Genomic DNA, 14,114 nt, shown 5'->3' on the forward strand with positions numbered 1-14,114 from the left:
GAAGCGCAATCATGAGAGCATCTTTATGAAAAAACTATGATCAGTTCAAATCGTCAAAGCAAGTTAGCACTGGTTTTCTGAGCTATATTCCTCTTCTTCACTGCCACTTTGATGAATGAATCCATCTTTTTAACCTTTATTAATCGTTCTGTCTTTTTCCCATTAAGGGTTGCTTTACCTTTTACGCTTTCTATCTCTTAAAAATGGATACGCAAATGATAGAATCGAGACAACAAATAATCCAATTGCAATCGGACTTTCCAAGAAAATCATATAGTCACCGTTTGAAATAGTTAATGCCTGCCTTAATGATTGCTCCATCATTCCACCCAGCACAAAAGCAAGGATGAACGGAGGTGCCGGAAAGGAATAAATACGAAACAGGTATCCAATCACACCAAAAATAAGCAGCAAGTATAAATCAAAAATGTTAAAGCTTATCGAATAAACGCCAATTATACAAAACATCATGACCAATGATATTAATAACGGACGTGGAATCTTTAATATTTTAGCAATGTAAGGGATCAACGGCAGATTTAAAACGAGTAAGAAAAGATTTCCGATATACATACTTGCGACAATACCCCAAAACACAACTGGATGATCTTGAAATAAAAGTGGACCGGGGTTTATGCCAAGTACGAGAAGCGCCCCAAGCATAACAGCGGTTGTACCGGACCCTGGAATACCCAAGCTTAATAACGGGACAAACGAACCGCTTGTCGCAGCATTGTTAGATGCTTCAGGTGCAGCTAAACCTTTAACGGAGCCTTTTCCAAATTCCTCAGGTTTTTTTGTAAATCGCTTTTCTATAACATAACTGATAAATGATGATATGGTTGCCCCCGCCCCAGGCAATACGCCCATGATAAAGCCGAATGGTGAATGCCTTAATAAGGGGCCCTTCATTTCTTTAAAATCTTGTTTTGTCAATTTTAAACTTCCAATATTTTGTGTTTTCGCCAAACTATCGTCATGACGTTTTTTGATTAAAAAAGCAACTTCTGCCAAGGCAAATAGGCCGAGCGCAACAATAAGAAAGTCAATTCCTTCCAATAAATTGGGATTGCCAAATGTAAAACGTGGCGTCCCAGTTTGAGCATCAATGCCTATTGTAACGGCCATGAGTCCCAACACACCTGAAATCAATGCCTTAATGACAGATCCCTCTGAAAGACTGGATATGGCCACTAATCCCATAAACATAAGTGCAAAATATTCCACTGGGCCAAATGAAACTGCAACAGACGCTAAAGTCGGTGCAAATAACATTAATAACACGATACTTACCGTTCCACCTGTAAAAGAGGAGATGGCAGCTATCGCAAGGGCCTGGCCAGCTTTACCCTGTTGAGCCATTGGATAACCATCAAAAGCTGTGGCGACTGTACCGGAGATACCCGGGGCATTTAATAATATTGAAGCAGTAGAACCTCCGAATACCGCCCCATAATAGACACCAGCCATTAATACCATGGCGATCGTAGGATCCATACCATAAATCATTGGTATCATAATCGCAATAGCCGTAATCGGCCCCAAACCAGGCAGCATACCAATTAATGTCCCGGCTGTAACGCCAATTAAAACAAAAAATATACCTTCCAGGCTGAAAGCTACTTCAAATCCTTGCATGATACCTTGCATCGCATTCATATGACCTTATCCCTCCCTCTTAAATTGGTAAGATACCGCTTGGCAGCCTAATCTGTAATAAGTAGTTGAAAATATAAAATAAAACAACTGGGAACAAAATGGATACGGTTATATTCACTTTATAGTTTTTGTAGCCAAGAACCAGTGAACATATAAAGATAAAAAACACCGTCGTAATTACAAATCCTATAATCTCCAGCAAAGAAATGTACAATATCACTAAAGCTGTTACCATCAAAAGTAAAAACATTTCAGACGCTGATCTACTATCGACTTTTGTTTCTTTTTCGGCATCATTATTTCCACTAAAAAACAAAACAATAGATAAAATAATCAATAAATATCCCAAAGCTTTTGGCATCAAATCTGAGTCGACCGGTACAAATGGATAAGGGGGAAGCTGATAACTTAATATCAAGTAACCAATTGCCAATGCTATTAAGATAAGACTTATTTTTCGATTGGAAGATCTCAGCATACTTTTCACCACACTTTCTCAATTAAAATGATTCGAGCCAATGTGTTATGGTACATTGGCTCTCGATATTTCATATATTTATTGAGACAGACCAAGTTCTTCCATTAATCCTTGTAATTCTTCTGTTTGTTCTGCTAAAAAGTCTTTATATTCTTCATGACCAATGAATTGCTCGCTCCAGCCGTATTGACTGCGAATCTCTGCAAACGCTTCCGAATCACTGAGTTCTTTAAACTTTTCCTCGTAATATTGGAGAGCGCGCTCATCCATATTAGGCGGTCCAAAAAAACCTCTCCAGTTCACGAATGTCGCATCAATTCCCTGTTCTTTTGCAGTCGGGAATGTGGATAAAACATCGCCTTCCAGCCGTTCTGGTGATGTAACACCCAACACTTTAATTTTATCTGCCTTAACCTGTTCTACTGTTTCGGCAACACCAGTGGAATATACGTCAACGCTTCCATTAAGCAGATCCGTCAGAGCCCCGCCTTCCTGGTTGGATACGTATTTAATCTGTGTGACATCTACTCCAGCCTCTTTAGCGATTTTTACAAATTGCATATGGTCCATACTGCCTGGTGATGAAGCACCTACAACAGTAATACTTGATGGATCCTCTTTCATATCTTCAAAAAGTTCATTTAAATTATCCCATTCAGCATCGGCCCTAACAGCAAAAGCAGCATAATCAGCGATCAAGTTTGCAATCGGTGTAAAATCCTCATATGTTAATTCTGTTTGACCATTAAGTGGCACAAATATAAGCGGTGGTGATGCTACAAAGAGGTTATAAGGGCTTCCTTCCTGACTATTGATATAAGACCAGCCGACTGATCCGCCTCCACCTTCTTTGTTCACAACACCGATATCCTGATCAATAATCCCCTCTTCATCGAATACCTGGGCTGCTGATCTAGCGGTCGTATCCCAACCACCCCCGGCACCGGCCGGCGCAACAAATTCAATAGATTCTTCAGGCGTCCAATTTCCTTCTTCACTGGAAGCTTGCTGCTGATCACTGCACGCCGAAACAACAACCATACCAAGTACCAATAAAGACAAAAATAAAAGCTTTTTCATAATAAACCTCCTTAAATGTTTAAAATGCTTCTTCAAGAATACGAAATCACACAAAGTTTTATTGTGTGTTCATTATGTTACAATACAAACTCCCTTTTGCAAGCGTTTTCAAAATAATTTGTATAAACAAAATAAACAAGTTTTTGTTCATTTTGTTCACCAAAGATATTACCTACAGATATTGAATGAATACGCCTGATTTAGTCCTCATCAAAGCAATTTAAGAAATGATATATATCCTTTCCGGCCTGCCGACTATACCGTATTCTAGTTCTGCTTTAACTTCTCCGGTTGATGTCAAATATTCTAAATATCTTCTTGCCGTTGTTCTTGAAGCCCCCATTTTTTCACCTGTTTCTTCCGCTGTTACACCACTATTCTCAGCACGGATTATATCTTTAACTTTTTCAAGCGTAAGGGGATCAACGCCTTTAGGTAACTCATGATTAGAACTTTGTCTGGAATGATGTGATTTGGACATAAGAATTTGATCAACTTCCTCCTGTCTGACTTCAGGATATGCATCTAATAAATCCTTTTTATGTTTATATTTCTTCATTGTTTCTAAAAATCGTTCCATTTTTAGTGGCTTTATTATGAAATCAAAAACACCATAACCTAATGAATTTTTCACCATTTCAACATCCGTTGCGGCAGTGATGACAATGATATCCATGGAAGGATAACTGCTTCTTATTTCAGGTAATAAATCGGTTCCGAGTATATCTGGCATGTAAATATCAAGCAGTAATAAGTCTACTTCTGTTTCGTTTAATAGTTTAAGTGTATCTTTACCATTCATAGCCTTTCCGACAACCTGTAAGTCATCTATTTGTGACAAAAACTTTTCATGGATTCCGGCAACACGGAAATCGTCTTCTGCGATGGCAACCCTTATCACGCTAATTCTCCCCCTTCACCTTCATGATTTTTTGGTACAAAAACCGTAACAATTGTACCCTTCGTGTTATCACTTTTTATCTCGAATGAACCACCTAACTTTTTAACGGTATCCTGAACAATCGTCAATCCATAGCCTCGATCACCCCCGGTCTTTGTGGAAAAACCCTTTTTCAAAATATTTTCATCTTCGTCTATACCTTCACCAGTGTCAGCGACTTCAAAAATGATGTCATTTCCTATATCCGTCGCAAAAAGTTGCACTTCCTTTTGTTCTTTTGAATCAACAGCTTCAAACGCATTGTCAATAATGTTCCCTAGAATTGCAATTAAGCTTGAGATATCTATATGATCAGGCAGCTGATCAAGCGAACTGTTTTGATCAATAGAAAAATTAATTTTCTTTTCAGATGCTTTCCCTATTTTGCCTAATAAAATTGCTTGAACTTTACTATCTCGAATTTGATCAAATAAAATATGATTTTGCATACCATTGGTCTTCACTTCAGATTGAATCATATCAACAGCCTCCTCATATTGTCCAAGCTGTATCAAACCAGACAATACATAAAGTTTGTTGATGTATTCATGCGTCTGTGCTCTTAAATCTTCTGAATACTGTCTGACTTCAGAAATTGTTTCAACCATTTCCTGGATTTCTGTTTTATCTCGAAAACTTGCAACCGCACCAATAACTTTTTCGTTTTCCTTTATTACTTCTCTATTCACAATAACCCAACGATTGTTAAGGTACATCTCTTGGTTTTGTTCATTTTCTCCTGATTCTAATACGCGATACATGAGTGTATTAGGAAGAATTTTTTCAATTGGTTCATGAAGATAATTTTTGTATAATCCTAACATATCACTGGCAGGTTGATTCATCATGGTTATTAAACCATTCTCATCAACAGCTATAACACCTTCCCTGATCGAATGTAGGATAGCACTTCGTTCACGGTAAAGATTGGCAATCTCAAAAGGCTCCAAGCCAAGTGTATCTTTTCTGATATTTTTCGTAAGCAGCATACCGCCAATTGCACCCAATATTAATACAATAAGGGAAATTTTGCTGATATCCCAAACTTTTTGATAAATAGCAGCATGGATATCCTCTAACAAAAAACCTACCGATACAATCCCCATAATATTACCATCGTCATCAAAAATTGGAGATTTGCCGTTCAAGGCTGGTCCAAGTACACTTTCGGATTGAGATATATAATACTGTCCAAAAATGAGAGCTCTGTAATTATCATGACCATTCATAGTCCTTCCAAGCAATGACGGATTAGGGTGAGAATAGCGAATACCATCTGCATTTGAGATGACAATATAGGCAGCACCAACCTGGAGCCTTATATTTTCTGCAATGGATTGCAATGAGCTTGACGGATTCTCCGAGTTAAATGCCTCTCTGACTGAAGGCATAAACGAGACAGTCTTCGATACTTGCAGCGCCCGCTCTCCCTTATTCTCCTCAGTCTGCTGTTTTTCAAGAACAACATAGATACCCGATAATAATAGAATAACAACTAGAATTAAAGATATAATAAGGGTTAATATTTTTGTCTGCAGCGATATATGTTTAAATTTGGTCATTTCAGAAAAGTAACTCCCTTTAAAATATATGTATTTGCTATGATTATATATAGGCACCTATTTGAAATACAAGGGTACAATAGAATGTACTATACTAAACGTTAAATTCGATAGCTTTAAATAAAAAAACCCGTTTTGAGATGCTCTGATTCCCAAAACGGATTTTAAAAACCTATTCGTTACATTGATCCTCTTACTTATTCATACGCTTTTTCAAAATGTTTCGTACTTCTCACCGTATCGATCGGGCGAACCATTTGTTCAATTTGTGCACGCTGTGGCTCAAGCATTGGCGGCAAAGCCAATTTTTCACCTAATGTTTCATATGGTTCATCACCCATGAAGCCAGGGCCATCTGTTGCAAATTCAAATAAGATCTGCGGTGCTACATTGGCATATAATGACTCAAAATAAAATCGATTCACATAACCTGATGTCCGGAATCCGAAATGGTCCATCCGCTCGATCCATTCTTCCAGTACAGAGCGGTCTTCAACGCGAAATGCGGCATGGTGAACTGTTCCATAACCTTGCCGTGCACTTGGCATGACGGTATTATACTCAACAACGACCCGCGCACCATTTCCGCCTTCACCGACTTCGAACAGATGACGACCCTCTTCCTGATCAATTTCCTTAAATTGCAGGACCTTCTCCATCATCTCTTTAAAATAAGCAAAATTGGCAATACGCACATGAATCGGTCCAAGTCCGGTAATGGCATACGCCAATGGGATTGGACCATCCTGCCATGGGATTCCCGCTTCCACACCATCATTATTTTCATCAGAAACCAATTGATATTTCTGGTCGTCAAAATCAGCGAATGAAAGTGTTTTGACACCGAATTCTTCTTTGATCCCCTCGTGTTTTACTTCAAGCCGGTCAAAACGTTTCACCCAGTATGTCAATGCTTCGTCACTCGGCACTCTAAAAGCAGTTTTGGCAATTTCATTCGTGCCATGCGCACCTTGTGGAATTCCTGGAAAATCAAAGAACGTCATATCTGTTCCGGCATTTCCTTCATCATCGGCAAAAAATAAATGATATGTTCGGATGTCGTCCTGGTTGACCGTTTTTTTGACAAGACGCATACCCAAAACATACGTAAAAAATTCATAATTCTTTTCTGCACTGCTTGTGATTGCTGTGACGTGATGCATTCCTTTTATGCCATTCATGAAAATTCCTCCATATAATCGATCCAAATTACACTAAATTTATTTATTTTGAATTCAAAATAATAATAAGGTATCCACCTTATTGATGTCAATTTATCCGTTTAACTTGGCATCTGCCTTAAACAGATGAAGTTTTTATGTATCACGCTATCCCTGCATTTACACGAATTTTTAATCCAGCAAAAACAAAAGGCTGGGACACAATTAAAACTTTCCGCTAAAGACGAACGATTACAGGGCAGGAAGTGCAGCATTTTACTTTCTCAACGTCACATCCTTATTCATCGTTGATACCGACTGCGAACGTGTGACAATGCAGCCTTCCTTCCATTCTGATATTAGTTGCTTGCGATCATTCGCAACAAATTTTCAACAATACTTCAAAAGATAAATCCGAACTGTTCCCATCATAGTGGAATCATTTCGGATTTATCTTTGGCTAATATCCTTTTTGTCCCAGCCTCCTGCCAATTTATCTCATCATGTACCAATGACACCTTTAAATACCATTCCCTGATCAAAATCAATCACTTTAACCAAATGACGATGTTTTTGAAAAATACTTTTATATTGGGCATGTCCATTTTCATCTTTTAAGACGATAATCCGTATGTTCTCATTATTCTCAACAACCTGCATCTGATAATGGTCAGCATCCACCTGTTCATCCAATATGTCACTTTCAGGATACATACCGTTAGCAGCATCATCATAGGCAACATTCCGATTTTGCCTGTCCGTCTGTATCATCTTTGTATCTTCTCCCGGCTTATGATTCGCTCCTGCTGCACCAGTAACTTTGGCGGATTCAGTGCCGGCTGCTGAAGCAAATAACAAAGCACCTGCCGCTGTACTCAAAAACAATGATCTCATTCTGATACCCCTTTCTTTTAAGGTTATCACCAGCATAGTGTAGAGATATGAAAAAAAGATTGGAGATACATTAGAAATCACTGAGAAAATGATGGAAAATGTGCGGCAGTCATGTCATCAATCTGTTATATTCATACAGTCGTCTATACACTTAAACTTAACTTAAAGAAGCTATATCATTAACCGGACAATTCTCCAATTTCAAGATGCTTTCATTGCAGCGGCCCTTATCCCTTTTTCTTCGCCAATTCATCACGATCCAGTGCCCTTGGCGGTTCTTCCAACCAGCCGTGCTTAATCATAATATTCGCCCCATCTTCAGCGTATTTCAAAATTTCATTTAACAGTCTGTTATACGTTGTTCCCAAATCTCTTCTCGGACTCGCCGACATGCTCGTGCCATAATAGCCGACGCTCAAGGCTATTAATCCAGTACTGTAATACATCATCAGCTTGTCGGAAAATGTATAGCTGGTGGAATCAGTTACCAGATCATCCATCCTTGTCGCGGCGGGGATATCATCTTCACTGAGGATGGAACCAAATATCTCACAATGTTTTTGAGCCATTTCCTTTCCTCTGATCATAAATTTTCGGACATCCGTGTTTGTTGCAACTTGACTGAATCCGATCAACGTTGCCGAACCCAGTGCATTACGATGGTAGTTCGCAAACAGATTATTAATTTCCGTACCTGCTAATGGGCGTCTCTCACCGAAATACCCTGTCAGAAAGCTTTGGTTCTGTACGAAATCATAGCTTTCCGGTTTAGGAAGATATGGGAATATTACATAAAGCCCTTTAGATTGCAATACAGTATTAACCATTTTAAGCCATTCATCCTGCTCTTGCAGGCATTCCGAAAAGTAATTGTAGACATCTTCCCTCCCGGCTAACGATAAGTTAATACTATATGCTTGTATGGCCGTTTGCGCACCCTGCTGAAGGTAGTATAAAATATAAGCATCAGAGTATAATCTTGGTGCATTGATATCGACATCTTCGTCCAGCTTGAATCCATATGGAATTGGATAACGCTCACTATTAAATATTTCCGTTATCTTTGGTATATGCGATTGAGTTAAGTTCAAACCATGCTGCACAAGCGATTTAATATCTTCATCCTTAACGATTTCCGAAAAGTATTGTAATTGACATTCCAATGCGCAGTCATTCATGTAAACTGCCCAAAGCTGGGTAATGTCTGCGGATGTCAGTCCCTGACTTTTATCATTCACGTTTTGCACCTCCAAATGCTGCAGTAATCATATTTTTTTCCAATAGAAAAGATTATATGTAATAAATCGAAAATCATTTTCGCTGAAAAATATGACTTGGCTTCTCTCTAAGCCTAGGTTAAACTTATGCCAATAAGAAAGTTATATACTTCTAATGTACCAATAGAAATACCGATCAAATGAGCGCCGGCTCTTTTACTGCTTATGTGAATTTAACCCCGAAACAATTAAAAAGGCTTTTGCCTTCACGATTCACTTCTGAGTGTACGAATAACGCCTTCTAATTCAGAGGTTAGGTTATTCAATTTATTTGACACCTCAAGTGTTGTTTCCGTCAGTTCATACTGTTTGTCAGTAGAATGAATCCCATCCCTGGTACCCGATACAGACTCCCGGGCAGATTGCGTAACTTGTTGCATCGCCGCATTTACCCTCTCAGAATAAGAAGTCAAATCTTCGGTTAGTGATGAAACACCCTGAACCTGTGAAGCAACATCGCCTGATGTTTCCGAAATATGGTGAAATACTTTATTTGATTTTTGAGCAACTTCCAGCCCTTCCGTTGTGGAACTTTTCACGTTTTCCATCGACTCAACGGACTCATTGGTCACAACCAAAATTTGCTGAATGATCTCTGAAATATTTTTTGATGATTCCAATGACTGCTCAGCTAATTTTTTCACTTCATCAGCTACGACTGCAAACCCCTTTCCATATTCTCCAGCTCTTGCCGATTCGATCGAGGCATTTAATGACAATAAATTCGTTTGATCAGCTATATCCGAAATCACCTCAACAATGCCCTCAATTGCCTGTGACCGTTGATGAAGTTCTTTAACCTTGGCATAAGAATCATCGACATCCTCATTAATTCCTTTTATTTGCATCAGTAGATTTTCAATGAGTTCACTTCCATGCCGGGCCTCCTTTGCTGATGCGTCCGAATTTGCTGAAACCTCTTGGGCTGTTTGGTTAATACTCTTAATTCCTTCATCTATTTGCGTTATAACATTCATATGATCCTGAACGATTTCCAGCTGCTGTTCGGTACTGCCTGAAGCTTCTTTCATTGAGGCGGCAAGTTTTCCACTAGCCTCATATGATTGTTTCGCATTATCTGAAAGAGTTTTCGATACAGTTGAAATTTGATCGGATGTCGTGGATAAACGGCCAACAATATCCTCTACAATATTTTTGCGCTGCTCCTGCTGCTTTTGCTGATAGTAAGCTTCTATTTTTTTGCCGCTGTATACCTGCCAACTAACTGCACTTGATGTAAGAATCAAAAAGACAGCATGCCATAAAAACATGGAAAACATATATTGCTCCATGCCAAAAACCAATTCCGGAACATATATCAGGCCGATAATATGCTGAATAGCAAAAATCGTCGTCATCAAAGCAATTAATTTAATTTCCTGATAGTAACCTAAAGCAGCAACAACCATAAATATGCTAAAGTGAAATTCTATTCTGCCGCTTCCGCCGGATATGATCGCAACGCTCCCAAACGCAAGTGCCAGCGTCAGCAGGTTGGGAATGAATCGATGGTTTTTATTTTTAAGATATATCATGATACTGAACAGAAAAAATACGATCGGAATCATGAATAATATATTCAGTGTCAAACCAAACTGAGATTCAATATCAGCTGATGGAACCATGTCACCAGTGCCATGTGAATAATCAAACATGTGAAAATATCTTCCCATAATATTCACGATGATCGTCAGCAGGATGACCGCTCCTGTTATAAAATGCATGAGTTTATTCCGTTCTTTTTTCATATACCGTCCGCTCTCCTCCCCCGAAGTGTCTAAAGCTCTCTCTTTCTAAGTCACCGTTTTCCTTTATTATCGGTAAATATTCACAAACACTTTAAATGAGTGATGTAAAGCCCGTCATGGAGCAGGCCACCAAGGAGAAAATGAAAAAGAGCACAACACGTTTATTGGTGTCATGCTCTTTATTCAGCAGGATTATTATTTACTTTGCTGCTGCTTGTTCCGCTTACGCACATTATGGACCCACGCCCTGTCTTCATCCATCATTTTTTTAGCGGCATAAATGGTCAAAAACTGTATGATAATGATCGGGATTCCCATAAGACCGGAAAGAACTTCCAACGGAGGCAGGCCACCGATCCGCATTAATAGCAATGCCAGTACAGTTATGATTGCAGCGACAATAATTCTTAATGCCCTTGATGGCTCTGCCTGACTCATGTTTTTAGTGCCTGTATAGGATGCGATTGTATAAGTCGTCGAATCCAATGTCGTCGTTAAAAAGATCGTTGCAATAACGATAAAGATGACCAGAACGATAGACGATAAAGGCAATGAGGACAATATAGCCGGTATAGCTGCCATCGTATCCTCCTGTACAACATCCAATACAGGAACTTCACCGGTCAAATACTGATGTACACCAAGACCTCCTAAAACACCTGTAGCGACCCAGGATAGGAGCGTAGGCGCTAACAAATACGTCAGGATCATTTCTTTAACAGTTCTTCCCCGGGATATTTTAGCGGCAAACACACTGTGCAGCATCGCCCATGTTGCACTGTAGGCAAACCAGAATACCGTATTGCTGACAACATATGTGGAACCTTCCATATTGACAGAGTCCGTATAAATGGACAAATCAACATAATTAGCCAATAAATGACCAAGACTGTCTGTAAAAAAGTTAAGAATAAAAATACCAGGACCAATGATCATAATAAACAAAGCAAACGCACCAGCCAGATACATATTAAAGGTGCTTAATCGTTTAATGCCCCTTTCAATCCCCAAATAAGCACTCAAGGAAAATAAAAACACCCAAACCACTGTTACAACTAGCGTTAGCCCGAACGTAATATCAATATTGAATAGTTCAGCTAAATTGTAGGTGACAATCGGTGCGCCCAATCCTAACGTAACCGCTGCTCCTGCAAGAATGCTGACGAGAAAAATGATATCCAGTATTTTACCGCCGATACCATCCGTAAATTGATCCCCAAAGATGACACGACATGCTTCGGATATCCGCATAAATGGTTTCTTGCGGACATGCAAAATATACGCCATAGCGGGGGCTGCCATCACAAAGATCGCAAACACCTGGAAACTCCACATAAACATACTGTAGGCATTTCCCCACAGCAATGCTTCCGCCGACTGGGCTTCAGCACCAAACGGGGGATCCACTGCCACATTCGCCCATTCGGTCATACCAGTCCGCATAATCGTAGAGCCCAGCCCCATAGCAATTAAAATGGAAGCATATTCAAATAAATTAAAGCGTGGCTTCTCTGCCGGATCGCCCAAAACAACATTCCCGTATTTGGAAAATGACAAAAAAAGACCTGCCGCAACCAGAATGATCGCATACCATATGTAGCCCCAAGTGAACATTCCCACAATCTGATCGAAAATGGTGTTCAAGACTTCCAGCGATTGATCCTCATACAACGCAAAAGGAATACAAATTAAAATAACAATAACTAAAGATGGAGCAAAAATTCTATGGTCAATTAGTCTTCCACTTAACCCTTTACTTTCCTTCTCCATTTAGAAACCTCCAATCACAAATTTGCGGTCAGGGAGAGGATAGTAAACTTATCCCTTCGTCCCAATTACAGATAAAGAAATATATTGTACCTATTACCACGTGATGTCATTTATAAACTTAGGTTAGCTTTGAAAAATTATACAAAAAGGATATTTGTATTGATATCCTTCTCATGTTTGTTTAGTCCTTATATTCCCTAAAACCCAAAAATGACGATGTATATTTTCATGAAGATGATCCAAAATATCAAGAAGGAACATAGCATAACGGAGGATATTAAAATGCCTAACTTTGAGCAGCTCTTTGAATCAGCATCGACTATTCTTCAATCTTTGACAGATAACAAAAAAGATCCGTTGCACGTGGGTGAAGCCATGGCTTGCTGGACATGCCTTGCTTTTGTGAACAATATCATCACTTATGAAGAAATAGGCCTTAATACAACAACAGATCCAGGTGTCAAAGAACTTTATCAGGACGGATTTAAAATAGCAAATTCCCACAAAAAGCAGTTAACGAAACTGATGCAAGAAGAAGGCGTGACTTTGCCAGCTTCCCCGGAAAGCAAGCCGAATTCCGATCCCAGTACTGTTCCGGTTGGTACAAAATTCACAGATAACGAACTGGCAAACACGATTAATATCAACTTTGTAGTAGCAGCGAATATGTGTGCAGCCGCTGCAAGTCAGTGCCTTCGTACGGATGTTGGCCTTATGTTCATCAAATTCCAGGCCGAAAAATTATCCTTAGGGTACAAAGCAAAAGAATTAATGCAACAAAAAGGCTGGCTGATAGTCCCGCCCTATTACCAGCCACCAGGGACTCCCCATCCTAAAAAATAATGTTCATATGGGTAAAAAAATATCCCTCTTGTGCTTTGGCAGCAAAGCTGTGAGGGTTATTCCTTCATGACGTTCTTCCTGTTGGAGCTGTTCTACCAATTCCAACAGTTGGCATGAGATATTCAATTGGTTCTAAAAATTGTATGCCGCTTCTTTCGCTTCACGGATTTTAGTAAAGGTTTCCGTTAATTTGACTGTATCTTCAACCAGTCGATCAATCCGAAACAGCACATCATCATTTGTAATTTCTTTTCGATAGAAATCTTTTTCCTCGATAAAAACATACGTCCCGACAATTTGTGCCTTCATATAAGTTAAAATAGGTTTTAATTGCTGTTCTGCAATTAAGAAATGTTTGGGTGAACCCGCTGTCACAATCATGCTGACAACTTTATTCCGAAACGCATTGACAGGAAGCAGATCAAATATATTCTTCAATGTCGCCGGTATAGATGCCTGAAAAATGGGTGTTCCGATCATGATAGCGTCTGTTTCCATGATCGTTTTTGCAACATATTTTGTATCACCTTCATACTCCAAATAGTTACGCCCATCACTAAACTGTACGTCATACTCGGCCAAATCAATTGTTGTCACATCAGCGTCCGGATATTTGTCATGAATAGCTTTTACTGTATAATCCATAGCTGTTTTTGTTTTTGATCCGACTTTAGAACCGGATAGAACGACAATCTTCATGCGC

At 39.2% G+C, this 14,114-nt stretch carries 12 protein-coding genes; 1 reads left to right on the top strand and 11 read right to left on the bottom strand.

The window, feature by feature from the left end; all coding sequences use genetic code 11:
- Positions 1-174: 174 nt before the first annotated feature.
- The 10 genes from BM195_RS12470 to BM195_RS12515 all read right to left on the bottom strand — a co-directional run bounded on the left by BM195_RS12470 (position 175) and on the right by BM195_RS12515 (position 12,568).
- Positions 175-1,659, bottom strand: a complete 1,485-nt coding sequence (locus BM195_RS12470; RefSeq protein WP_090238710.1) for a tripartite tricarboxylate transporter permease — start codon at positions 1,657-1,659, stop codon at positions 175-177.
- Between the two features lie 19 nt (positions 1,660-1,678).
- The gene (locus BM195_RS12475) at positions 1,679-2,137 is read right to left on the bottom strand and encodes a tripartite tricarboxylate transporter TctB family protein (protein WP_090238713.1); all 459 of its coding nucleotides are present in this window, start codon (positions 2,135-2,137) and stop codon (positions 1,679-1,681) included.
- A 78-nt stretch (positions 2,138-2,215) separates the two neighbouring features.
- The gene (locus tag BM195_RS12480) at positions 2,216-3,217 is read right to left on the bottom strand and encodes a tripartite tricarboxylate transporter substrate binding protein (RefSeq protein WP_090238715.1); all 1,002 of its coding nucleotides are present in this window, start codon (positions 3,215-3,217) and stop codon (positions 2,216-2,218) included.
- A gap of 220 nt (positions 3,218-3,437) precedes the next feature.
- Positions 3,438-4,118 carry a response regulator gene (locus BM195_RS12485; protein WP_090238718.1) on the bottom strand — a complete coding sequence of 227 codons (681 nt, stop codon included), beginning with the start codon at positions 4,116-4,118 and terminating at the stop codon, positions 3,438-3,440.
- Positions 4,115-5,719 carry an ATP-binding protein gene (locus tag BM195_RS12490; protein WP_090238721.1) on the bottom strand — a complete coding sequence of 535 codons (1,605 nt, stop codon included), beginning with the start codon at positions 5,717-5,719 and terminating at the stop codon, positions 4,115-4,117. Before BM195_RS12490 ends, BM195_RS12485 begins: the two co-directional genes overlap by 4 nt.
- 197 nt (positions 5,720-5,916) lie before the next feature.
- The gene (locus tag BM195_RS12495; RefSeq protein WP_090238724.1) at positions 5,917-6,900 is read right to left on the bottom strand and encodes a ring-cleaving dioxygenase; all 984 of its coding nucleotides are present in this window, start codon (positions 6,898-6,900) and stop codon (positions 5,917-5,919) included.
- A 480-nt stretch (positions 6,901-7,380) separates the two neighbouring features.
- On the bottom strand, positions 7,381-7,773 hold the full coding sequence (locus tag BM195_RS12500; RefSeq protein ID WP_090238727.1) for a hypothetical protein: 393 nt from the start codon (positions 7,771-7,773) through the stop codon (positions 7,381-7,383).
- A gap of 227 nt (positions 7,774-8,000) precedes the next feature.
- On the bottom strand, positions 8,001-9,011 hold the full coding sequence (locus BM195_RS12505; RefSeq protein ID WP_244535760.1) for a DUF3231 family protein: 1,011 nt from the start codon (positions 9,009-9,011) through the stop codon (positions 8,001-8,003).
- A 245-nt stretch (positions 9,012-9,256) separates the two neighbouring features.
- Positions 9,257-10,798 carry a methyl-accepting chemotaxis protein gene (locus BM195_RS12510; protein ID WP_090238733.1) on the bottom strand — a complete coding sequence of 514 codons (1,542 nt, stop codon included), beginning with the start codon at positions 10,796-10,798 and terminating at the stop codon, positions 9,257-9,259.
- A gap of 195 nt (positions 10,799-10,993) precedes the next feature.
- Positions 10,994-12,568 (bottom strand): BCCT family transporter, encoded by a 1,575-nt coding sequence (locus BM195_RS12515; protein ID WP_090238736.1) that lies wholly within the window; start codon positions 12,566-12,568, stop codon positions 10,994-10,996.
- Between the two features lie 282 nt (positions 12,569-12,850).
- On the opposite strand from BM195_RS12515, the gene BM195_RS12520 reads away from it, so the two are divergent.
- Positions 12,851-13,411: a DUF3231 family protein gene (locus BM195_RS12520; protein ID WP_170848252.1), complete on the top strand. Its 561-nt coding sequence runs from the start codon at positions 12,851-12,853 to the stop codon at positions 13,409-13,411.
- A 132-nt stretch (positions 13,412-13,543) separates the two neighbouring features.
- Here the strand turns inward: BM195_RS12520 and BM195_RS12525 are convergent, their stop codons facing one another.
- Positions 13,544-14,110 carry an NADPH-dependent FMN reductase gene (locus tag BM195_RS12525; RefSeq protein WP_090238742.1) on the bottom strand — a complete coding sequence of 189 codons (567 nt, stop codon included), beginning with the start codon at positions 14,108-14,110 and terminating at the stop codon, positions 13,544-13,546.
- Positions 14,111-14,114 lie beyond the last annotated feature (4 nt).

This window comes from Lentibacillus halodurans, assembly GCF_900112045.1.
GTDB classification, from domain to species: domain Bacteria; phylum Bacillota; class Bacilli; order Bacillales; family Amphibacillaceae; genus Lentibacillus; species Lentibacillus halodurans.